The 20376-nt window shown below is 66.8% G+C and carries 20 protein-coding genes and 1 pseudogene; 5 read left to right on the top strand and 16 right to left on the bottom strand.

Annotated features, from left to right (window positions below; translation table 11 throughout):
- Positions 1 to 25: 25 nt before the first annotated feature.
- The 5 genes from D3869_RS20905 to D3869_RS20885 all read right to left on the bottom strand — a co-directional run bounded on the left by D3869_RS20905 (position 26) and on the right by D3869_RS20885 (position 6346).
- Positions 26 to 3172: a carbohydrate-binding domain-containing protein gene (locus tag D3869_RS20905; protein ID WP_137141734.1), complete on the bottom strand. Its 3147-nt coding sequence runs from the start codon at positions 3170 to 3172 to the stop codon at positions 26 to 28.
- Between the two features lie 372 nt (positions 3173 to 3544).
- A complete protein-coding gene (locus D3869_RS20900) occupies positions 3545 to 4696 on the bottom strand; it encodes a histidine kinase dimerization/phosphoacceptor domain -containing protein (RefSeq protein ID WP_247895818.1) in 1152 nt (383 codons plus the stop codon).
- Positions 4697 to 4888: 192 nt separating this feature from the next.
- Positions 4889 to 5086, bottom strand: coding sequence for a hypothetical protein (locus D3869_RS20895; protein WP_137141733.1), 198 nt, complete (start codon positions 5084 to 5086; stop codon positions 4889 to 4891).
- Positions 5083 to 5415, bottom strand: coding sequence for a hypothetical protein (locus tag D3869_RS20890; RefSeq protein ID WP_137141732.1), 333 nt, complete (start codon positions 5413 to 5415; stop codon positions 5083 to 5085). The genes D3869_RS20895 and D3869_RS20890 overlap by 4 nt, the downstream gene beginning before the upstream one ends.
- Before the next feature lie 214 nt (positions 5416 to 5629).
- Positions 5630 to 6346, bottom strand: a complete 717-nt coding sequence (locus D3869_RS20885) for a hypothetical protein (RefSeq protein WP_137141731.1) — start codon at positions 6344 to 6346, stop codon at positions 5630 to 5632.
- Between the two features lie 27 nt (positions 6347 to 6373).
- Here D3869_RS20885 and D3869_RS33185 point away from each other — a divergent pair, with 27 nt between their 5' ends.
- Positions 6374 to 6541, top strand: coding sequence for a hypothetical protein (locus D3869_RS33185; RefSeq protein WP_175426539.1), 168 nt, complete (start codon positions 6374 to 6376; stop codon positions 6539 to 6541).
- 44 nt (positions 6542 to 6585) lie between these two features.
- On the opposite strand, the gene D3869_RS20880 is transcribed toward D3869_RS33185, so the two are convergent.
- Together D3869_RS20880 and D3869_RS20875 are read right to left on the bottom strand one after the other, a co-directional pair.
- The gene (locus D3869_RS20880) at positions 6586 to 6942 is read right to left on the bottom strand and encodes a hypothetical protein (protein ID WP_137141730.1); all 357 of its coding nucleotides are present in this window, start codon (positions 6940 to 6942) and stop codon (positions 6586 to 6588) included.
- A gap of 84 nt (positions 6943 to 7026) precedes the next feature.
- Entirely contained in the window at positions 7027 to 7206 is a 180-nt protein-coding gene (locus tag D3869_RS20875) for a hypothetical protein (RefSeq protein ID WP_137141729.1), read from the bottom strand.
- A gap of 164 nt (positions 7207 to 7370) precedes the next feature.
- Here D3869_RS20875 and ybaL point away from each other — a divergent pair, with 164 nt between their 5' ends.
- Positions 7371 to 9206, top strand: coding sequence for a YbaL family putative K(+) efflux transporter (ybaL, locus tag D3869_RS20870; RefSeq protein ID WP_137141728.1), 1836 nt, complete (start codon positions 7371 to 7373; stop codon positions 9204 to 9206).
- A gap of 220 nt (positions 9207 to 9426) precedes the next feature.
- The gene (locus D3869_RS20865) at positions 9427 to 9837 is read left to right on the top strand and encodes a hypothetical protein (protein WP_137141727.1); all 411 of its coding nucleotides are present in this window, start codon (positions 9427 to 9429) and stop codon (positions 9835 to 9837) included.
- Positions 9838 to 9872: 35 nt separating this feature from the next.
- Here D3869_RS20865 and D3869_RS20860 read toward each other — a convergent pair whose 3' ends face one another.
- Positions 9873 to 11747 (bottom strand): PHA/PHB synthase family protein, encoded by a 1875-nt coding sequence (locus D3869_RS20860; RefSeq protein WP_247895817.1) that lies wholly within the window; start codon positions 11745 to 11747, stop codon positions 9873 to 9875.
- Positions 11748 to 12056: 309 nt separating this feature from the next.
- The gene (locus D3869_RS20855; protein ID WP_137141725.1) at positions 12057 to 12338 is read right to left on the bottom strand and encodes a hypothetical protein; all 282 of its coding nucleotides are present in this window, start codon (positions 12336 to 12338) and stop codon (positions 12057 to 12059) included.
- Positions 12339 to 13179: 841 nt separating this feature from the next.
- Between D3869_RS20855 and D3869_RS20850 the strand changes: the two genes are divergently transcribed.
- Together D3869_RS20850 and D3869_RS20845 are read left to right on the top strand one after the other, a co-directional pair.
- Positions 13180 to 14019, top strand: coding sequence for an isocitrate lyase/PEP mutase family protein (locus tag D3869_RS20850; protein WP_137141724.1), 840 nt, complete (start codon positions 13180 to 13182; stop codon positions 14017 to 14019).
- Positions 14020 to 14079: 60 nt separating this feature from the next.
- Positions 14080 to 14688, top strand: coding sequence for a class I SAM-dependent methyltransferase (locus D3869_RS20845; protein WP_137141723.1), 609 nt, complete (start codon positions 14080 to 14082; stop codon positions 14686 to 14688).
- Between the two features lie 58 nt (positions 14689 to 14746).
- On the opposite strand, the pseudogene D3869_RS33955 reads toward D3869_RS20845, so the two are convergent.
- The 7 genes and pseudogenes from D3869_RS33955 to D3869_RS20815 form a co-directional block, all read right to left on the bottom strand.
- Positions 14747 to 14931: pseudogene (locus D3869_RS33955) on the bottom strand (transposase); the annotation flags it as partial.
- A 7-nt stretch (positions 14932 to 14938) separates the two neighbouring features.
- Positions 14939 to 15142 carry a YbdD/YjiX family protein gene (locus D3869_RS20840; RefSeq protein WP_432613416.1) on the bottom strand — a complete coding sequence of 68 codons (204 nt, stop codon included), beginning with the start codon at positions 15140 to 15142 and terminating at the stop codon, positions 14939 to 14941.
- A gap of 65 nt (positions 15143 to 15207) precedes the next feature.
- On the bottom strand, positions 15208 to 17274 hold the full coding sequence (locus tag D3869_RS20835) for a carbon starvation CstA family protein (protein WP_137141722.1): 2067 nt from the start codon (positions 17272 to 17274) through the stop codon (positions 15208 to 15210).
- Between the two features lie 144 nt (positions 17275 to 17418).
- Entirely contained in the window at positions 17419 to 17706 is a 288-nt protein-coding gene (locus tag D3869_RS20830; protein WP_137141721.1) for a DUF3325 domain-containing protein, read from the bottom strand.
- Between the two features lie 2 nt (positions 17707 to 17708).
- The gene (locus D3869_RS20825) at positions 17709 to 19280 is read right to left on the bottom strand and encodes a PepSY-associated TM helix domain-containing protein (RefSeq protein WP_137142035.1); all 1572 of its coding nucleotides are present in this window, start codon (positions 19278 to 19280) and stop codon (positions 17709 to 17711) included.
- Positions 19281 to 19344: 64 nt separating this feature from the next.
- A complete protein-coding gene (locus tag D3869_RS20820) occupies positions 19345 to 19626 on the bottom strand; it encodes a DUF3649 domain-containing protein (protein ID WP_137141720.1) in 282 nt (93 codons plus the stop codon).
- Positions 19623 to 20351 (bottom strand): DUF4198 domain-containing protein, encoded by a 729-nt coding sequence (locus D3869_RS20815; protein ID WP_137141719.1) that lies wholly within the window; start codon positions 20349 to 20351, stop codon positions 19623 to 19625. Before D3869_RS20815 ends, D3869_RS20820 begins: the two co-directional genes overlap by 4 nt.
- Positions 20352 to 20376: the final 25 nt, after the last annotated feature.

The following is a 20376-nucleotide window of genomic DNA, read 5'->3' as shown; positions in this document are numbered from 1 at the left end:
CGCTTTCCCAGGTCCGTGCCGGGGATCAGGCGTCCCAGAAGTGCGGCATCCCGTCGGACGCCGTGTAGCCGCTCTGGCCGATCATCGCCCAGTCCAGGTCATGGATGCCCATGGCCAGCGCCGGGGAGTTCGCCTGGAGCGAGTAGTCGCCCCAATAGGGGTTGTTGAACAACGGCTTGCCCGTCACGTCGTTGTCGCCGTAGCGCGGCACGTTGTAGACGAGGTTGCCGTCGATCACCGGGTTGCCGGCGGTCAGCAGTTCCATGTAGTCGTCCAGCGGAAGGGTCCCGCTGATGACGTTGCCGGTGATGGTGTTGTTGCGCGGCAGGCCAGGGTCGCCGTGCTTGGGCGCCCAGCCGACGCGGATGAACTCCTCCGCGTTGCTGGCGATGATCGAGAAGTTGTTGGTGACGAGGTTGTTGTCGCCGCCGTGAATGTGCACCCCGGCCAGCCCGGTGTCCTTCAGGAAGTTGCCGGTCACCGTGACGCCGCCGGCCATGTCGTCCAGATAGATGCCGAAGCCCTTGTGGTTGGTCAGCCACTGGTCGGTGTTGCTGGTGGCCAGCCCGCCGACATGCTCCACCCAGTTGCCGCGGATGATCGTGCCGGTGTCGACGCTGGACCGGCCCAGCACCTCGATGCCGCCGCCGTCCGCCGTCTCCAGGTTGGTGTTGGTGACGCGGTTGTACTCGATGACGTTGTTGTGGTTGATGTTGCTGGAGTCCCAGTTCTTCAGCGAGATGCCGTAACGCGCGCTGGAGTCGACGTCGTTGTGGGCGATCAGGTTGTTGTCCACCCCGGTGCCGATGATCCCGGCGACGCCCTTCCGGACCTCCCCGACATGGGAGATGTCGTTGGCGTAGATGGTGTTGCCGTTGCTGCGCCCGTCCAGCTCGATGCCGTTGACCGCCAGATGGTCCAGCGTGTTGCCGCCCACCAGGTTGTTGGAGGAGGCCGCGGTCAGCTTGATCGCCGTGCCGACGTTGAGGAAGCTGTTGTTGCCGATGCTGTTGCCCGACGCCCCCTTCAGCTCCACCGCGTAGCCCCAGGTGGTGGTGTTGGTGAAGCCCAGCCCCTCGATGGTCACGTCGCTGCTGCCGTTCAGGCGGATCAGCGTGCCCAGCCGCGCCACCTCGACGCCGTCCTGCGCCAGGGTGGCGGGATGCTCCGGCTTGAACACCAGCGACTTGTCCGAGGCGCGCCACGCGAACTCGCCCGCCTGGTCGACGAAGGACGGGTTGTTCAGCAGCTTGTAGGTCGTCCCCTCGGCGAAGGGCAGCGAGGTGCCGTTCTTCAGCGTGATGGTGCGGGTGGCGTCGTTGACGCTGGCGATCTCGGTCAGCGTGTCGGACAGCCGCTCGGCGTCCATCAGCTGGATCTTCATGCCGGCGACGATGTCGCCCGACGACATGTCGCCGGTGTGGTAGCGCACCGACCAGCCGCTGGGGCCGCCGTTGGCCGCATCGGCGAAGTACCAGCCGGTGGTGGTCGGGTTGTCGGCGTCGACGATGCCCTTGCTGGCCAGCGTCTGGCGCACCCCGCCGATGGTCAGGTCGAGGTCGGTGGCCTGCGACAGCTTCGCGGAGTAGATCCCGTTGCCCTCGCTGACGAAGTTGGTGACCTTCTCCGCCCCGTTCAGCACCGGCGTCTCGCCGGGATAGTTGCGGAAGCTGTGGCCGTTGTCGGCGCCGGTCAGCTCCAGCGTCTTGGTCAGGCGGTAGGTGCCCTCGCGCACATAAGTGGTGTCGACGTCGCTGTCGCGCATGGCGTCGCGGGCGCGCTCCAGCGAGGCGAAGGGGCCGTCGGTGCCGTCGGCGTTCGGCGCGGACAGCTTGCCCGACCAGGTGTCCTTGCCGTTGGCCGCGACGTAGAAGGCCGGACCGGTCGGCGGCGGCGGGGGCGGCTCGGCCGCGGGCTGGAACAGCGACGCCGGGGCGTCCACGTTCAGAGCGCCGCCCCAGAACAGCCCCTCCTGACCCTTCACCACGTCCTTTCCGTCCACCGCTCCCTTGTCATAGGTGACGATGGAGTCGGTCGCCGCGACCGTGTGGCCGTTGATCGACACCGACTTGACGTACAGGTTGCGGTCCTGGCCGTTGACCACGGAATCGTTGTCGTAGTGGATCTGGATCTTGTGGGCTTCCTTGGCGTCCAGATCGACGGTGAAGCGGAAGGGCTGCGGGTCGCTGGAGGTGGCGCGGCCCTCGCCGACCACCTTGCCGTCGACCAGCAGCTTGAAGTGCGGCGCCACGCCGCCGGCCGACTGGCCCCAGGCGTTGACGACGATGTCCGTCGGCGTCAGCTTGACCGGCGGCGGCGGGGGCGGCGGCGGGACGTAGGGGCCGTCGAAATACTCCTCCGGCACGCCGAAGGTGAGCGCGCCGCCCCAGAACAGCCCTTCCTGGCCGGCGACCACGAACTTGCCGTCCACCGGCCCCTTGTCGTAGGAGGCCAGCGGATCGGTCGATTTGATCTCCTGCCCGTCGATGGTGATGCCCTGGACGAACAGGTTGCGGTCCTGGCCGTTGACCGTGGCGTCGTTGTCGTAATGGATCTGGATCTTGTGGGCCTCGTTGGGGTCCACATCGACCTTGAAGGTGTAGCCGGTCGGGCTGGTCGCGCTGACCCAGGCGTCGCCGACCACCTTGTCGTCCACCAGCAGCTTGAAGTGGGGCGGCGTGCCGTTGGCGGCGGCGCCCCAGGCCTTCACGACGATCTCGGTCGTCATGGTGGCCGGCGCCTCGGGCTCCGGCTCCTGCGCGCTGGCGAACAGCGTCTTGGGCAGATCGGCGTTCAGCGCGCCTCGCCAGTACATCTCGGTCTGCCCGGCGATGACGTTCTTGCCATCGATGTCGCCGGTGTCGTAGGTGACCAGCGGGTCGATGCTGAGGATCGGTTTCCCGTTCACCTCGAAGGATTTGACGAAGAGGTTGCGGTCCTCCCCGTTCACGGAGCCGTCGTTGTCGTACTGAAGCTGAAGCTTGTGGGCCTTGTCGGCCGGAACGCGGGCGTTGAAGGTGTAACGGCCCAGCGACGCCGACGCGACGGTCGCCTGCCCGATCTCAACCCCATCAAGCCGCAGCACGAAATGCGGCCACTTTCCGCCGGCGGGTGCGCCCCAGGCGTTCACCGTGAAGGTGACGTCCATCAGTTCGGTAGTTTCGGCAGCCATCTCGGACCTCATGGAACTCTAGACCAACGTCTTAGCCCAAAGGTTGAGGTGCCCCGCTTAACGGAAAAATAAGAATCATGGTAAAGATTTTACTAACGGTGCTGATTTCCGTGACATAAACCGGTCTGTTGTAGTCGGGTGAAAATGCTTTCACATTGACAAGAAAGTCTACACATCGATAAAGATGTTTACCCTTAGCTTAGCTTGAGCTTTGGCCTTACGCCATCGGCTTCGCTCCTCTCCTGGTCTTCTTCTCCTTTGGGGGCCTGCGCAGCGCGTTCCATTGAGCCAAGAACTCGACAAAGCCATGCCCGCCGCGCCCACCTCCACTGAAGGGCGGGCGTTTTTCGAGCCCGGTCACGCAGCGGGACGTCAAGCGGGAAACGTGACCGTGACGGCGACGCCGCCGTCGTGGCCCACATCCATGTCGCCGTCGATCTGTTCGACAAGGGATTGCATGATTGCATAGCCGAGGGCCCCTTCCCGGCCGACGGACATGCCCATTCCATTGTCGCGGACACGCAGACTCACGCGATCCGCGTGCGATCGCCGGGCCGCCACCTCGATGCGGCCCGCCAGATCGGGCGCAAACGCGTGCTTCACCGCGTTGGTGATCAGTTCGTTCACGATCAGGCCCAGCGCGATGGCGCGGTCGGCCAGAATGTGAATGCCGTCGTCCGCCTGCACCTCGATCCGGTTGCCGGCGCCGCTGCCGGTTGACGCCATCAGGGATGTGCACAGGTCCCGCAAATACGGCGCGAGGCCGATCCGACGGGGATCGTGGGATTTGCTGAGCAGGTTGTGCGCGTGCGCCATTGCCCCCAGGCGTTCCTGGGTTTCCAGAAAGAGCGCCCTGACCGCCGGGTCCGCCTGCTGGTACGCTTGGGTGATCAACAGCGACGAGGCAACGGCCAAGCTGTTCTTGGCCCGGTGGTCCACTTCGCGGAGCAGCACCTCGTTCTCCGCCAAAAGACGGGACAGGTGCGCGTTGGCCGCCGTCAAAGCCTGCGTCCGCTCGGCCACGCGCCGTTCCAGATCCAGGGTGAGTTGTCGCAGATCATCTTCGGCTTCATGGTGCCGGGTGATGTCCAGAAAGGACAGAAAGTGGTGGACCATCCGTCCATTCTCGTCGGCCCACGGGCTGACGAACAGGGTTGCCCACAGTGTGCTGCCGTCCTTGCGGTACTGCAGGATCTGCAAGGTTTCGTCGCGCTGTTCGGCGATGGCCTTGCTGAATTGCTGGATCACCGCCGGGCTGGTCTCCGGCCCGTCCAGGAAGTGCGGCTCCTGGCCGAGGATCTCGTCCCTGCTGTAGCCGGACATGGTCAGAAAGGCGTCGTTCGCGAAGATCACCGGGGTGCCGGGCAGCATCGCGTCGGCCACGATCATCGGCACCCGTGTCACGGCGACCGCCTGGACAAAGATTCCTCCCAGCGCCCGCACAGCGTCCACCTTCCGCTCCGCATCGGAACGCTCCGGTGTGCCGGGCAGATTTGCCTGAAATCTGTTCATGATCGAAAGCATGAAAGTGGCGGCATCACGCGGCGAACTCCCCTCCCGTCGATACCGGAGGCTTGCGCCTTTCCCGAACACCGGACACGTGCCAGGAGAGAGAGAATGCGCGATCGGCACCCCATGGGTTCCTCACTCAGGCATCGCGGACAAGTGGGCCGGCATCTCCGGTCCACGCCGTTGGCACGGCGGGATGGAAGGCCACTACCGACCTTCCGGAGACACAAGCCGCTCACGCAATCGGGATGCGATGCGCTCGTCGGTCACCGGCGGTCCGTATCCGGCGAGCGCGACGCGCATCAGGTCGTTCACGCCATCGCCCGGCCGTCTGACCCAGAGCGCGACATCGAAGGTGCAGCCGAACGCCGCCTGATAGCGCTCCAGAAGTTCGCGGTCGATCATGGAACCTCTCCTGGTTCGGGCCGCCTCGGCGCAAGCATTGCCGGGCGCAGCCGTTTGGGACGTGGCATCGGCGCCACGATGCGCAACCGTTCGACCCAGCGCGGAGGGTAGCCATCGGTCCCGAAGGACCAGACGGTCCGCTCGGTTCCGTCTACGGCGCGCAGCGACACGAGGGCGTCATGCCCATCCTTGCCGGCTTGATGCGCGGCCTGTACGGCGGCGGTCAGGGCACCGCTCCGCCCGCTCGGGAAGGGGCCATACCGGTTCTTTTCCAGGAGGATGAACCAGCCGGTTCCACGTTGCGCGACGAGATAGTGCGCTTGCCCCATGCCTCACCCCTCCTGCTCCGCCGATGTGCTTGCGTGGTCGCCGGGACTATGGAAACGCCTCGGCATGGCGCTTCCCGGTGTGTGGATGGGGTCGGGAAGCACGCGCGCGACCGGTCTCCGTGTATCGGGTCAGTCGCGCGCCACGCACCGGCGCCGGTCCTTCATCGCCACCGCGGCGGCGTGAACCGCGGCCGAGGGGGGCGGGATCACGACCTCAGTGGCGGGCATCGCTTCGACGATGCGGCACGGCATGGCGGAACTCCTCCCTGGCGGTTGGCGGACAGGCGTCGCGGCCATAGGTCCATTGGATTTCGTACGGACGGTCCAGAGTCGGTCGTGTCAGCACGACGCTGGCAAAGCCGAGAAGCCCGGCCGCCTGAGCCTCCCGTGTCGCACGGACGACCGCATCGGCGAAACTGCCGCACATGGGATAGATAAACCCGTCGGCCCGCACGACCCAGCCGGCCTGGGTTTCAATGACGAAGAACGCAAGTCTTGTTTTTTCATGCATGCCGATGCTCCGCTTCGGCCAGCGAATCCGCACGCCCGGACAATCACGAGCGGCTCCTGTCCTTGTTTCCTTGACGGCGATCCTCAGCTCTGACGGGCCGTTGCTGGACAGTCTCCAAAGACGTCTGAGACTGGACGCGATCCCGTGAACGTCTCCAAACAGGCGTGCCTCCGCCGGATCCGCCGGCAATCTCCTGGCGCGCACCTGAAAGAGTGCAAATGAATATGGGACGCTCCGACCAAGTTTCCAGGAAAACACAAAATATTCCTCCTGAAAACAATTGAAGCATCTTTGATGAATTGGCGGTGATGTGATGGCCTTGCCATGGCACGACGCCATGGAGCGGGCAGAAACCCGAGCCAATCGGGATTTTCTGGAATATTGTGGAGAAGGGAAGCCTTCGAACGGTGCGTTGCCCACGTCACGCGTCGCCCGGACGATTTCAGAATGACGGACGTCGTCGAGGCGCCTGTCGTCAGGGGCGGCACGGTCCAATTCCCCAACATCACCGTGACCTATATGCCGACCCGGGCCTGCCGGGCCTACCGGTCATCACTCCCCGCCGCCTGGTTCGGACCGTTCGGACAGGATCTGGACGATGGGGTGTTCTACTGATCCGATGATCGGCTGGTGGCGGCTCCGAAGCTGGAGCCTTCGTGTCACTGCCGGCGTTCGAGCGTGCCCTGGCGACGGCCTTCGCTGTCCCGGACAACCAGTTCGCCCTCGGCGAAGCCACGTTCGACGCTGCCGATGTGGCGCCCGGCCTGGTCACGCAACATGTGGCTTCCCTCGGCATCCGCCTCGATACGCCCGACGGGCCGACCACCACGGTCGCGGACGACACCGGCGGCGTCGACGTGATTGCCCGGATCGAAGAGGTGCGTGGGATTGCGCTCACCGGCTGCGGCGGAGGCCGCAACACCGGCAAACGCGAAAAGAAAAGCAATAACGGCGGGCTTCATGGTGTCCTCAAGGGCATCGTTCGAGCCACAACCCTCCCTCAGGTGGCGCTCCATCCACCATCTTGCGAGGGGTCGCGCCTGTCCTCACACGTTTGCCCCCACAGTTTGCCCCCACAGTTTGCCCATGACCCGGCGCCTTCAGTTCCGACTGGCGTAAAGATCGGTCACATACCGCGTCAGACACTCCGCCAGATACTCCGCCTCCGCGAAGGACAAGCCACGCCAAACCGCCTCACCGGCCAGTTCGCCGTTCACCACCGTGGTGTCGATGACCATCCAGCCATCGAAATCGAAGCGAAGCCCATATTCCATCATCATCCAATGGACATGGGGACGCGCGACGGCACAGGCGACGGCGCAGACGAACAGTTGCCGTCAGTTGGGCCCTGGATCGCACCGTCCGGTCGCCGAACAACCACCATATCTGACGGAGCCGGCCCCCATCGCGGGATCCTCCCGCCCGGGACCGGACAAGGATCGTCATGCCGCACGAGACGACGTTCATCGCCACCATCGTCGCGGGCCTGGTTCTCGCCTTCCTCGGCGGCCTTCTCGCCAGCAAGCTCAGGCTGCCTCCCCTCGTCGGCTATCTGCTGGCCGGAGTCGCGGCCGGACCCTTCACGCCCGGCTTCGTTGCCGACGAGGGGCTGGCATCCCAGCTTGCCGAGATCGGCGTCATTCTCCTGATGTTCGGTGTCGGCCTCCATTTCTCGATCAAGGATCTGCTTGCCGTCCGCGCCATCGCGATCCCCGGTGCCCTCGGCCAGATCGTCATGGCGACGGCGCTCGGCATCGGCGTCGCGCACATCTGGGGCTGGACGTTCGGCGCGGGTCTGGTGTTCGGGTTGGCGCTCTCGGTCGCCAGCACCGTGGTGCTGCTGCGCGCCCTTGAGGAGCGCAACATCCTCGACACGGCGAACGGACGGATCGCCGTCGGCTGGCTCATCGTCGAGGATCTCGCCATGGTGCTGGCGCTGGTGCTCTTGCCGGCCCTGGCGGGCGTGCTCGGCGGGACGCCGCACGGCGCGGCGGGCGAAACCGGCGGCGGCGCCCTGGTGGTGTCCCTGGCGCTGACGCTGGGCAAGGTCGGGGTGTTCCTGGCCCTCGTGCTGGTGGTCGGAACGCGCGCGATCCCGTGGCTTCTGATGCAGGTCGCCCGGACCGGCTCGCGCGAGCTGTTCACGCTCTCGGTGCTCGCGACCGCGCTCGGCATCGCCTACGGCTCGGCCGAGCTGTTCGGCGTCTCGTTCGCTCTCGGGGCCTTTTTCGCCGGCGTCGTCCTGAGCGAGAGCGACTTCAGCCATCAGGCCGCGGCCGACGCGTTGCCGCTTCAGGACGCCTTCGCGGTGCTGTTCTTCGTCTCGGTCGGCATGCTGTTCGACCCGATGATCCTGTTCCACGAGCCGCTTGCCGTGCTCGCCGTCGTCCTGGTCATCGTCCTCGGCAAAACGCTGGCGGCGTTCGGCATCGTGACGGCGTTCGGCTATCCGGCCTCGACCGCGCTCACCGTGTCGGCCAGTCTGGCGCAGGTCGGCGAATTCTCGTTCATCCTGGCCGGGCTCGGGGTGACGCTCGGGCTGCTGCCGCCGGAGGGACGCGACTTAATCCTCGCCGGCGCGCTGCTCTCGATCACGCTCAATCCGCTGGTGTTCGCCGGCCTCGACCGGCTCTCCGGCTGGCTGCGCGGCCGACCGGGCATGCTGGGCCGGCTCGAACGCCAGAGAAACGACAGCCTGTCAGTGCTGCCTCAGCCCCACGAAGGTCCGCAGGACCATGCGGTCATCGTCGGTTACGGTCGGGTCGGCAGCGTCGTCGGCAAGGGCTTGAACAGCCAGAATCTGCCCGTCGTGGTCATCGACCAGAACCGTCGGCGGGTCGAGGCGTTGCGCAAACGCGGCGTGCCGGCGGTCTACGGGGACGCGACGACGCCGGGCGTTCTGGAGGCCGCCGGCACCCGGCGGGCGCGGCTGATCGTCGTCGCCGAACCTCAGGGCTATCAGACGCGGCGCGTCCTTGATCTCGCGCGCCAGATCAACCCCTCCATCGACACGGCGGTGCGGACCCACAGCGATGCGGAGGTCGCCCACCTGGAAAGGCAAGGCGTGGGGCTGGCGATCATGGGGGAGCGCGAACTCGCCTTCGGGCTGATGGACTACGCCCTGCGCAGTTTCGGCTCCTCGGACGACAGGGTGCGGGCCGTCGTCCAGGGGGTTCGCGTCGCGGGCGAGGGCGGCGTCTATGAACGGCGGCACGGCGAGCCCTGGCGCGGGGCGCCGGAACTGCGCCAGCACCGCGACGAGGCCCCGCCAACCGATTGACGGATATTGGGGCGGAGGACGATGCGGCGCCTTGAACGTTCGACCGCTGGAAAAACAAACGCCGCGACACCCGCTCAGGAAAACGAACCTTGCAAAAGATCCTGGCGGAAAGTCTTCTTCAAAAATCCATCATTCGGCGAATCCTGCCGATGCGCCGCTGATTTTTTCCAATTGATCGCCATTTACAGGTGAAGAACATAAAATATCGTGGGAGGTCGATATGCCGTTGCGTCCCGAATACACCCTGCACCAATCCGATTTGAACGAGTTCCTGTGCGCCCCGCTGTGGGACGAGGAGAACGGAAGCCGCCTCAGCGTTCTCTCTGCGCTCGCGCGGCTCGGCATCGATCCCTGGGCCGAGGCGGCCCGCCTGGCGGCGCTGCCGAAGGACGCTGCGGCATCGGCTTTGACCGTCATCCTCCGCCGGCTTCCCGCGCAACAACCCGAAGCCCCGGATGCCGTCGCAACCGCGGATCGTCTGGTGAAGCTTCTGCCGGAAGGGGGGTCCGCCACGGCTCCGAACGGCGAAGTCGTCGACCGGAGCCGCCGCACGGGTGTCGTCAACCCGTGGTTTTTTCTTCTGCTCCTGGCGGCCCTGATCGCCTGGGGGACGATGAACTCCTGGTCCTGACCACCCGTCCGCGCCCGCGGGGAAGCAGGGCGGGCTTATTTTTCCAGGACATAGGTTCCGGGCGCGTCGGCGAGCGCCGGGTGCGTCGCGCTGCCCAGCGCCGGCGGCTTTCCCTTTCGACCCGACCGTTCCGCCAGCCACGCCGTCCAGTCCGTCCACCAGCTGCCGCTGTGCGCGGTGGCCTTCTCGCGCCACGCCTGCGCGGTCGCGCCGGGCTCTCCGGCGCCGTTGGTCCGATAGGTGCCCTTGCCGCCGGGCGGGTTGATGATGCCGGCGATGTGCCCGCTGGACGCCAGCACGTAGCGCACCTTGCTCCCCTTGAGCAGCTGCGTGACGCGCCACGCGGAGTCCCAGGGCACGATGTGGTCCTTCTCCGCGCCGACCGCGTAGACGTCCTGAGGGATGCGCCCGAGGTCGATGGCCTCGCCCTTGATCCTGACCTTGCCCGGAGCGATCAGGTTGTTCTCGACATAGGTGTTGCGCAGGTACCAGCTGTGCGCCGCCCGCGCCATGCGGGTGCCGTCGCTGTTCCAATACAGAAGATCGAAGGCCGGCGGCTTGTTGCCCATCAGGTAGTTGTTGACGACGTTCGACCAGATCAGGTCGTTGGAGCGCAGCAGGTTGAACATGTTGCTCATCTCCCGGCTGTCGAGATACCCGCGCTCCATCATCTGCTGTTCGACGAAGTCCACCGCCGGTTCACCCATGAACACCGCGGTGTCGCCGACATGGGAGAAGTCCTGGAGCGACACCATGAAGGTGGCGGCGTTGAACCGGTTGTCGCCCTTCGCCGCCAGCCAGGCGAGCGTGATGGCGAGCAGCGTGCCGCCGATGCAATAGCCCATCACGTTGATGGAGGCGGCCCCGGTGATGTCGCGCACCACGTCGGCGGCCTCCAGCGGGCCGAGGTCCATGTAGTCGTCGAAGCCGACGCCGTCCATCGAAGCGTCCGGGTTCTTCCACGAGATCACGAACACCGTGAAACCCTGCTCGACCAGATGGCGCACCATGGAGTTCTTCGGCTGGAGGTCGAGGATGTAATACTTGTTGATCCACGGCGGCAGGATGAGGAGCGGCACCGCGTGCACCGCCCCGCCCGCCGGCCCACCCATCGGCTGGTACTGGGGCTGGTACTGGATCAGCTCGATCAGCCGGTTGCGGTGGACGACCTTGCCCGGGGTGGTCGCCAGATTGCGCCCCAGCTCGAAGGCGGTGGCGTCCACCATGCTGAGGCGGCCCTCCCTGAGGTCCGAGAGCAGGTTGCGCGCGCCGTCGGCGAGGCTGACGCCGCCGGTTTCCAACACCCGGCGCAAGGCGGCCGGGTTGGAAAACAGCAAAAGCGTCGGGCTCATGGCGTCGACGAACTGGCGGAGATGGAAGGTCAGCCGCCGCCGCTCGGCATCGTCGAGGCCGTCGGCGCGCTCGCCCTGTTCCAGCAGCCAGTCGGAGGCCAGCAGATACATCTCCTTGAGCGTGCGGTAGGCCGGGTTGGCGTGCCATTCCGGCGCGGCGAAGCGCTTGTCGCCATCGGACGCCGAGCCGGACCTGGCCCCGTCCGCCAGCTTGCCGCCGGAGATGCCCCACCAGCGGCGGCCCGCGTCGTTCCAGGCCTCCATCGCGGACGTCCAGGCGGCCGCCTGGACGTCGGCGGCTTGGCGGGCGGCCTTGTCCGGACGGCTGAGCGAGAGCATCCACACGGTCCGGAGCGCGCGGGCGACCTCCGCCCAGTCGACCGGCACGATGGTGCGGAAGGGGTTGGCGCTCCATAGGCCATCGATGGACCGGAGCACCGGGTCGTTGGCCAGGATGTCGTTGAGCCGCCGGGTGCCGGCGAGATCGTCGGGCGAAACCTGCCACCATGGACTGACGGCTCCGCTCCAATCGCGGACGGCACCGACGTTGGCCTCCATCCAGGATGTCCAGAGCCCCAGCGCCGTGTCAGGCCTCGGGGGCGGCCGATCCGGATCACCATCCATCCCGGCCTGTCGCTTTGCGGCTGCATCATCTCCGGCGGCCTGGTGCCGCTGGCGGCGCTTTCCCGTGCCTCTATCGGTGCCCATGGAAGAAGCCCCTCCTCCGTTCGCGCCATCCGGCAGTGGCCCGTCCGGCGGCGACTGGCGATCAGGATTCGATCAGCGCCGAAGACGGTTGATGAGGACGCGCCCCGGCATCAACATCGCCGGGGGCCTTTCGTTCTGCCCACCATCAGGTGGGAGCCGTCACGGGCTGGAGGCGATTGATGGGATGGCGGCGTCGGCCTGCTCGGCTCGCTCCAAGTCCAGTGGATCGATCGTGGCGGCCTGGGCGAGGGTCGTGCCACCGGCGCGCGCCGGCAGCAGGATCACCGTCGCGACACGCCGGTAAACCGGAAAGGACAGGCCATCGACCAGTTCCTCGTCGGTTTCGACCGTGTAGGTGCCCGCCGGCTGCACACCGTCGATCCCGGTCAACACGAAGGGGTGCGAGAACGTCACAGTTCTGCTGCTGGTGCGTGAAAGCATTGGATGTCCCTTCAGGCCCGGTCGACTTGATGCGAAGGAGGAGGCGAAGCGGGAGGCGACGAAGGCCAACCTTCCGACACGGCCGCATTCCATGACCCGTCGTCGTCCACCCTGGCGCGTCGGTCGCCGGCGGGAACCGCCGGCCCTCCGGCCTCCTTCGCAGCGTCATGCGGAATGAGCTTGACCAAAGCGTCAGCCATCGCACCCTCCCATCCGCGGCGACGAGGCGTCTCAAGTCACCGCATCAATATTGTTCATATAAGCAACGCTGCGAATCTTTGGCGGCATGGCGCAAGGAATAATCGGGCCATGCTGCTTTGTTTCTGTGTTTTCGCGAACGCTATCGGAAGCGCGTCGCGTTTTTCGCAATTCGGTGACGGAAACGGTGGTCGCAGCCAGGGCCAACTGCCAGAGCCAACTGGTTGTGGGGCTGCTGGGCCTCGGGCTTGCCGGACCGCGTCGCCGCCCCGTCGCTGGCGCTGCGGATTGTGTGAACCGGGGACGTGCGTCGGCCCTGTCGAACTCCAACGGCTGATCGATGATTGATCGGGGCCAGGAAGCCGCCGATGCGGCGGTGGATGTGCGAGTGCCCCTCTGTCGTGGTGGTGGTTTCGAGCACGCCCGATCCGCGGAGCGGCGGGGCGGCACAGGCGTCCACTGAATCGAGGAAAAGCCAGTTCTCGCGCCGCCACGATCCATCCCATCAAGGATTCGGTCGCTGTTGATGCCAATGGGGAGCCAGGCGACGCCGTCACCGCCGGTTGGACGACTCTGGAGCGGAAGCGTACCCTGTCCTCGTCAGCCTGCAGAGGTTGATCCGCCGCCCTTCAAGGACCCTGTGATGGCCGATCACCACCAAGCCCGCGCCGCTTTCGCCGACCTTCATCAAGCCGGCTGTTTCGTCATCCCCAATCCGTGGGACATCGGAAGCGCCGTGATGCTGAAGCATCTCGGGTTCCGCGCGTTGGCCACCACCTCGGCGGGCTTCGCCTTCGCGCGGGGGCTTCCCGACGCCGATTGGGCGGTGCCGTGCGGCGACATGCTCGCCCACATTGCCGACATGGTCGCGGCAAGCGACCTGCCGGTGAATGCCGATTTCGAGTCCGGCTATGCCCATGACTGCGAGGGGCTGGCCCGCAACGTGCGCCTTTGCGCCGACACCGGCGTGGCGGGCCTGTCGATCGAGGACGCCACCGGCGACCCGGCGACCCCGCTGTACGATTTCCAGCACGCCGTCGAGCGGGTGGCTGCGGCGGCGGAGGCGTTGCGGGGAACCGGTGTCCTCCTGACCGCCCGCTGCGAGGCCCTGCTGGTGAATCACCCGGCGGCCGTCGAGGAGGCGTTGCGTCGCTTGCCGGCCTATGCCGCGGCGGGAGCGGATGTCCTCTACGCGCCGGGCCTACGGACCCCGGACGTCATCAGGGCGGCGGTCGACGCCGTCCTTCCGAAACCGCTCAACCTGCTGGTTTCGTCCCCCATCGGCCTGTCGGTGGAGCAGATCGCCGCCCTGGGCGTGCGGCGCATCAGCCTGGGCAGCGGGCTCAACCGCGCCGCCTGGGGCGGCTTCCTGCGGGCGGCGCGCATGCTGGCCGACCATGGACGCTTCGACGCCTTCGGCGAGGCCGAACCATTCGATGCGCTCAACACCTTCTTCCGGACGCACGGCCGGTCAGCACCCTGAACGACCGGGCATGGGCGGCCCGGTCAGCGTCAAGCCCGGGTGCTTCGCTATGGTGGCGCGATGACAGACGCGGCCGATATAATCATCGAGATTTATCGAAGGCATGGCCTTGCGTGGGAGTCCGGCCGCGGCCGCAGCCTTTTCGAGAAGGTCTGGCTCGATCGCTTCCAAGCGCTTCTGCCGTGCGGGGGCGCTGTACTGGATTTGGGCTGTGGAGGCGCCGACCCGTTAGCGCGCTATTTTATTGAACGCGGGTTCGTGGTAACGGGGGTCGATACATCCCCGCCCCTTCTCGGGCTCGCCCGGGAGCGGTTTCCCGAGCATCGCTGGCTCCCGTCAGACATGCGCGGACTGTTCTTGGCCGAGCGTTTTAACGGCATCCTGGCCTGGAATAGCTTCTTTCACCTGCGCTGCGAGGATCAACGGCGGATGTTTGAGGTGTTTCGGCAGCATGCGGCGCCGGGCGCTGCGCTTATGTTCACCAGCGGGCCCGCACACGGGGAGGCGATCGGGAATCTTCAGGGCGAACCGCTGTTTCACGCCAGTTTGGACGGGGATGAATACCGTGCGCTACTCGATGCGCACGGGTTCAATGTCGTCGCGCATGTCGGCGAGGATCCGGAGTGCAACGGTCATACGGTCTGGCTGGCGCGTGCCCGATTGGGCTGATGAGACCGGCTGAAAGGTTGGCACCGAGTGCGTACTGCCAGGGTCGCCCCAAGGCCTGCTACCGCTTGAGCCAGTCGAGAGCGGCAGCCAAGCACAGGATGCCCATGAAAGAGACGACGGTCTTCTCATGCGGGTGGCGATGGCCCGCCGCTCCTTCAAGCGGGCCCACAGGCGCCCGACGAGGTTGCGGTTGTTGTGGATCCAGTGTGGGCAGGCGACCGGCGCCTCGTTGCTCTTGGACGGCACAGGCTCAGCAGCAGCCGGCTTTGCCGGCGCCGTAACGGGCCTGCAGACGATTGTCGAGGAACTCGGTGTAGGTCATCGCCGGCTGGTCGGGGTGGCGGGTCCGCATGTGTTCCACATACGTTTCGTAATCCGGCACACCGATCATGAGCTTGGCCGTCTGCTCGAAGTAATCGCGGAACCGGCTGAGGTTGCTTTTCAGGCCGCTCATCCGTCGTCCTTTTCCAATGGACCGCCCCCTCACCCCAACCGGGATGAGGGGGCGGTGTGCCGAACTCAATCCCCGGCCCGCGCGGTGGCGCCGCCGGTCGGGATTTCCCGGGTGGTCGGACGGTCGCTGCGCAGCGCCTTCAGGCAGGACAGAATGCCGAAGACCAGCACCGCCAGCACCACCAGAACGAACAGCGAGGCCAGGGCCGCGTCCAGGTAATCGTTGAAGATCACCTGCCGCATCTGCTCCATCGAGGTCGCCGGGGCGAGCAGCCGGCCCTCGCTGGCGGCGGTGCTGAACCGCTCGGCGTGGGCGAGGAAGCCGATCGCCGGGTTGCTGTGGAAGACCTTCTGCACGCCCGCGGTCAGGGTGCAGATCAGCAGCCACGCCGCCGGCACCATGGTCACCCAGGCGTAGCGTTCCCGCTTCATCCGGAACAGCACCACCGTCGCCAGGATCAGCGCGATCCCCGCCAGCATCTGGTTGGAGATGCCGAACAGCGGCCAGAAGGTGTTGATGCCGCCCAGCGGATCGACCACCCCCTGATAGAGGATGTAGCCCCAGGCGGCGACGCACAGGCCGGTGGCGATCAGGTTGCCGGCCCAGGACGCCGTGCGCTGCAACGGCTTGAAGAAGACGCCCAGCAGATCCTGAAGCATGAACCGCCCGGCGCGGGTGCCGGCGTCGACGGCGGTCAGGATGAACAGCGCCTCGAACAGGATGGCGAAATGGTACCAGAAGGCCATCATGCCCTTGCCGCCGAACAGCTCGGAGAAGATCTGCGCCATGCCGACCGCCAGGGTCGGCGCGCCGCCGGCCCGCGACAGGATGCTCACCTCGCCGACGTCCTGCGCCGTCTGGGTGATCATCTCCGGCGTGATGACGAAGCCCCAGTTGTTGATGACCTGGGCCGCCGACTCGGCCGTGGTGCCGAGCAAGGCGGGCGGGCTGTTCATGGCGAAGTAGATGCCCGGCTCGATGCAGGAGGCGGCGACCAGCGCCATGATGGCGACGAAGGACTCGGTCAGCATGCCGCCGTAGCCGATGAAGCGGGTGTGGACCTCGTTCTCCACCATCTTCGGCGTGGTGCCGGAGGAGATCAGGGCGTGGAAGCCCGACACCGCGCCGCAGGCGATGGTGATGAACAGGAACGGGAACAGGCTGCCCGACCACACCGGGCCGGTGCCGTCGATGAAGCGGGTGACGCTGGGCATCTTCATCGGCGGTGCGACGAGCAGGATGCACAGCGCCAGCATCACGATGGTGCCGACCTTGAGGAAGGTCGACAGATAGTCGCGCGGGGCCAGCAGCAGCCACACCGGCAGCACCGACGCCACGAAGCCGTAACCGATCAGGATCCAGGTGATCTGCACGCCGGTCAGCGTGAAGACCGGCGCCCAGGTCTCGCTCTGCGCCACCTGCCCGCCGAGCAGGATCGCCGCGATCAGCAGGAAGAAGCCGATGATGGAAATCTCGCCGATCCGGCCGGGGCGGATGAAGCGCATGTAGACGCCCATGAAGAGGGCGATCGGCACGGTGGCGGCGACCGTGAAGAAACCCCACGGGCTGTTGGTCAGCGCCTTCACGACGACCAGGGCCAGCACCGCCAGGATGATGACCATGATCATGAAGGTGCCGAACAGGGCGATGACGCCGGGGATGTCCCCCAGCTCGGCCTTGATCAGCTCACCCAGCGACCGCCCGTCGCGGCGCATCGAGACGAACAGGATCATGAAGTCCTGGACCGCCCCGGCGATCACCACGCCGGCCAGAATCCACAGCATGCCCGGCAGATAGCCCATCTGGGCCGCCAGTACCGGGCCGACCAGCGGGCCGGCGCCGGCGATGGCCGCGAAATGGTGGCCGAACAGGACATACTGGTTGGTCGGGACGTAGTCCAACCCGTCGTTGTGGCGCATCGCTGGCGTCGGGCGCGCCGGGTCCAGCCGCATGACGCGGGTGGCGATGAACAGGCTGTAGTAGCGGTAGGACACCAGATAAGTACAGACGGCGGCCACGACCAGCCAGAGGGCGTTGATGGTCTCGCCGCGCGCCAGGGCGACGGTGCCGAGCGCGAACGCGCCCAGCACGGCGAGAACCAGCCACGGCGCGTGATTGAGGATGCGGGGCATGCGTACTCCTCCCAAACGATTCGCAATCGTCGAAAAGCACGATGAACCTGATGAATACGATGGAGAATCATCCTCTCATCACGCCCGAACGGAAAGAGCAAACTCGCCGGTCGCGACAAAATGGGCCAAAAATAAGGCGTAGCCTCAATTTGGGCGGGCAGCCCACCGTTGCCGAACGATCAGGGCGCCATGGACGACTCCGGCGCCCAGGCTGGTGTGGCCGCTGAACATGACGAGGCCGAGTCCCCAGCCCTGCCACGCCACGAGGAGGCCCAGCGCCCCCAGCAGGGAAGCCGCCCCGCCGACGCGCAGGACAACCGTCGCGGCCCCCGGCAGGGACCGCCCGAACAGGTCGTGCTGCGGGCGGTCCATCGCGACGGCCAGCGCGGCGAACCCCGTCAGGCACAGGATGAAGGACGACAGGTGGATCATGGTCATCCCTCGCGCAGGACGGCGCCGCCGGCGGGTTTGTTGACGGGTTTGCGGGCGGGCCGCGCCTTGGGTTGGTGGCGGAGCGTGCGGACCGCCAGGACGGCGTGGAGCGCCGCCAGCGCCCAGCACATCAGGTCCATGCCGACGAACACCCAATCGCCTTCGGCCAGGCTGTGCCAGAGCGGCCGGTGCGTGGTCGCGGCGTTGAGCACGGGCAGCAGCGCCAGCAGCGCCGTGGCCAGCCAGAGCTGCTCGACCCAGGCCTTCTTCGCCGGGCGCTGCACGCCGTGCAGCAGCGTCAGCGCCCAGACGATGAAGAAGCTGTGGATCTCCCAGTTGGCGCGGTCCGCCAGGGTTTCCGGCAGCAGGCGGTTCGCCCACAGGAAGGCCGCCATGGCGACCGACAGGCCGGCGATGCTGGCGATGTTCAGCCGCTCCACGACGTGGAAGCCGATATGCGGCCGGGCCGGATCGGGCAGCTTCTGCCGGCGCTTCACCGTCCACATCACCAGACCGGTGCCCACCATGGCGGTGCCGGCGAGGCTGACCAGGAAATAGAGCCAGCGCGTCACCGTATCGCTGAAGCGCCCAAGATGTAGGGCGTAGAGCACGCCGCGGGTCTCCGCCGCCGGCCCCACCCCTTCATGGACGGCCAGCAGCTTGCCGGTGGTCCCTTCGAATTCCAGATACTGCGGGCTCATCGACACGCGCCCGCCGTCGCCGCGCGCCACCGCCACCCGCGCCGCCGCGTCGCCGGGATGGGTGGCGGTGACCCGCCCGACGCCGTCGCGGCCCCAGCGCTCCTGGGCGTGGCGCACCATCTCCTCGATCGAGGCGAGGGGTGCTGCCTCGCCGCTGGGCTTGCCCGGCTGGATGAAGGCGCTGAGTTCGGCGTTGAGCTGCTGACGCTCCGCCGCGGTCTTGATCCCCGCCTGCTGGCCCCAGGGCATGTAGAGCGCCATCAGCGTCACCAGCCCGGTGTAGGTGATCATGGCGTGGAACGGCAGCCCGAACACCGACAGCGCGTTGTGCGCGTCGAGCCAGGAGCGCTGCCCCTTGCCCCAGCGGAAGGTGAAGAAATCGACGAAGATCTTCTTGTGGGTGATGACCCCGCTGACGATGGCCACCAGCATGAACATGGCCGCGATGCCGGCGATCCAGCGCCCCCACACCACCGGCATGTAATGGAACTGGAAATGGAAGCGGTAGAAGAAGTCGCCGCCCAGCGTCGCGCGCGACGACACCGTCTGCCCGGTCGCCGGGTCGAAATTGCCCTCGCCGAAGGCGCGCTGGCCGGGAGCCGCCCCGGCGGTGCGCCAGAAGGCGTAGACGCTGTTGTTGCGGGCGTCCGGCAGGCGCAGGCTCCATTGCGGACTGCCCGGCACCAGGGCAACGAGTTCGTCGGCCACCCGCTGGGCCACCACGGCCTGATCCGGAACCCCGCTCTGCGCCGGCAGTTCGGGGCGCATCCATTGCGACAGCTCGTCCTTGAAGTAGGACACCGTCCCGGTGAGGAACATCGCATAGAGCACCCAGCCGAGAAGCAGCCCGACCCACGTGTGCAGGTCGGACATGCTCTGGCGGAAGCCGCGGCCGTCGGGGCGCGCTTGCTGGTCCGTCGTCACGCTCGGCTCCCCATCACCAGACCGACCACGCCGCCAGCAGCAGCGGCGCGGCCACGACAAGAAGGCCCGCCCAGGCGCGCAGCGCGCTGCGGACCGCGAAGACCCAGATCACGGCGGCGGCGTAGACGAGGAAACTCGCCATCTCGCCGGTGAGCACCGCCTGCGGCCTGCTCATGGGAAGCGCCAGCACCGCCACGCTGGCGAGCGCGGCCAGCGCATAGCCGCCGAACAGGGCGGCGGCTATGCGCGAGACAAGCGGTCCAGCAGAACGGACCCGTCCGGCCACGGAGGTCATTTGTTGGGCGTCGCCGCCGGGCCGGCGGGGACCGGCGCCAGACCGTCGGGATGCACGTAGGTCACCGTGGTGACGTAGCTGACGCCGTCATACTTCTCCGCACCGTTGGCGCCCTGGCGCTCGCCGGGGGTGCGCTCGTTCAGGCTGACTTCGGCCACGTAGGTGCCCTTCCACGGCAGGTCGAAGGTGACCAGACCCTGCTCGTCGCTGTGCGCCTCCTTGGCCCAGCCGGACTGGGTGACCAGCATCACCTTGGTCTTGGCCTTGGGCTGGCCCTGGAAGACCAGCTTGAACTGGCCGGGCTGGCCGGTGGGCACCAGATCGAGCGTCAGCTTCGGCGCCTGCTCGGCGAAGCCGGTGATCAGGCGCGCGGCGGGGTGGAACCAGTTGGTCGTCTCCTTGTCGCCCTGCTTCCACGTGTAGAGCGGGTAGAGCGTGTCCTCGGCGACGATGCTCTCGCCGTTGGCGGCCTTGAAGGGCAGCGCAAAGCCGTCGGCGGTCTTGGCGGCCTCGGCCTTCTGCTCGCCCTTGGCGGAGAGAAGGGTGCCGGCCGGCTTGCCGAACTTGTCGAGCAGGCCGGGCGAGACCTCGCGCAGGTTCTCGCCGAACTCCCCGAAGCGGATCGTGGCGTTGCCCTGCTCGGGCTGCTCGATCCAGATCTGGTGGGCCTGGGCGGGCATGGCGAAGCCCAACGCGGCGATGAGAGCAAGCGACAGTTTGTTCATGACGAATTCCGGAAGAATGGCCTGA

The sequence above is a fragment of the Azospirillum brasilense genome (assembly GCF_005222205.1).
GTDB classification, from domain to species: Bacteria; Pseudomonadota; Alphaproteobacteria; order Azospirillales; family Azospirillaceae; genus Azospirillum; species Azospirillum brasilense_G.
This window is presented reverse-complemented; position numbering and strand designations above follow the sequence as displayed.

What these genes read in the sequence shown, in the direction of transcription:
- D3869_RS20820 (WP_137141720.1), bottom strand. Translation starts at nt 19,626, where the DNA reads ATGACCTCCGTGGCCGGACGGGTCCGTTCTGCTGGACCGCTTGTCTCG.
- D3869_RS20850 (WP_137141724.1), top strand. Translation starts at nt 13,180, where the DNA reads ATGGCCGATCACCACCAAGCCCGCGCCGCTTTCGCCGACCTTCATCAA.
- D3869_RS20845 (WP_137141723.1), top strand. Translation starts at nt 14,080, where the DNA reads ATGACAGACGCGGCCGATATAATCATCGAGATTTATCGAAGGCATGGC.
- D3869_RS20880 (WP_137141730.1), bottom strand. Translation starts at nt 6,942, where the DNA reads ATGGAGCGCCACCTGAGGGAGGGTTGTGGCTCGAACGATGCCCTTGAG.
- D3869_RS20835 (WP_137141722.1), bottom strand. Translation starts at nt 17,274, where the DNA reads ATGCCCCGCATCCTCAATCACGCGCCGTGGCTGGTTCTCGCCGTGCTG.
- D3869_RS20905 (WP_137141734.1), bottom strand. Translation starts at nt 3,172, where the DNA reads ATGGCTGCCGAAACTACCGAACTGATGGACGTCACCTTCACGGTGAAC.
- D3869_RS20840 (WP_432613416.1), bottom strand. Translation starts at nt 15,142, where the DNA reads ATGAGCGGCCTGAAAAGCAACCTCAGCCGGTTCCGCGATTACTTCGAG.
- D3869_RS20815 (WP_137141719.1), bottom strand. Translation starts at nt 20,351, where the DNA reads ATGAACAAACTGTCGCTTGCTCTCATCGCCGCGTTGGGCTTCGCCATG.
- D3869_RS20860 (WP_247895817.1), bottom strand. Translation starts at nt 11,747, where the DNA reads ATGGAGGCCAACGTCGGTGCCGTCCGCGATTGGAGCGGAGCCGTCAGT.
- D3869_RS20895 (WP_137141733.1), bottom strand. Translation starts at nt 5,086, where the DNA reads ATGATCGACCGCGAACTTCTGGAGCGCTATCAGGCGGCGTTCGGCTGC.
- D3869_RS20875 (WP_137141729.1), bottom strand. Translation starts at nt 7,206, where the DNA reads ATGATGATGGAATATGGGCTTCGCTTCGATTTCGATGGCTGGATGGTC.
- D3869_RS20900 (WP_247895818.1), bottom strand. Translation starts at nt 4,696, where the DNA reads ATGCTTTCGATCATGAACAGATTTCAGGCAAATCTGCCCGGCACACCG.
- D3869_RS20865 (WP_137141727.1), top strand. Translation starts at nt 9,427, where the DNA reads ATGCCGTTGCGTCCCGAATACACCCTGCACCAATCCGATTTGAACGAG.
- ybaL (WP_137141728.1), top strand. Translation starts at nt 7,371, where the DNA reads ATGCCGCACGAGACGACGTTCATCGCCACCATCGTCGCGGGCCTGGTT.
- D3869_RS20830 (WP_137141721.1), bottom strand. Translation starts at nt 17,706, where the DNA reads ATGATCCACCTGTCGTCCTTCATCCTGTGCCTGACGGGGTTCGCCGCG.
- D3869_RS20855 (WP_137141725.1), bottom strand. Translation starts at nt 12,338, where the DNA reads ATGCTTTCACGCACCAGCAGCAGAACTGTGACGTTCTCGCACCCCTTC.
- D3869_RS33185 (WP_175426539.1), top strand. Translation starts at nt 6,374, where the DNA reads ATGACGGACGTCGTCGAGGCGCCTGTCGTCAGGGGCGGCACGGTCCAA.
- D3869_RS20890 (WP_137141732.1), bottom strand. Translation starts at nt 5,415, where the DNA reads ATGGGGCAAGCGCACTATCTCGTCGCGCAACGTGGAACCGGCTGGTTC.
- D3869_RS20825 (WP_137142035.1), bottom strand. Translation starts at nt 19,280, where the DNA reads ATGTCCGACCTGCACACGTGGGTCGGGCTGCTTCTCGGCTGGGTGCTC.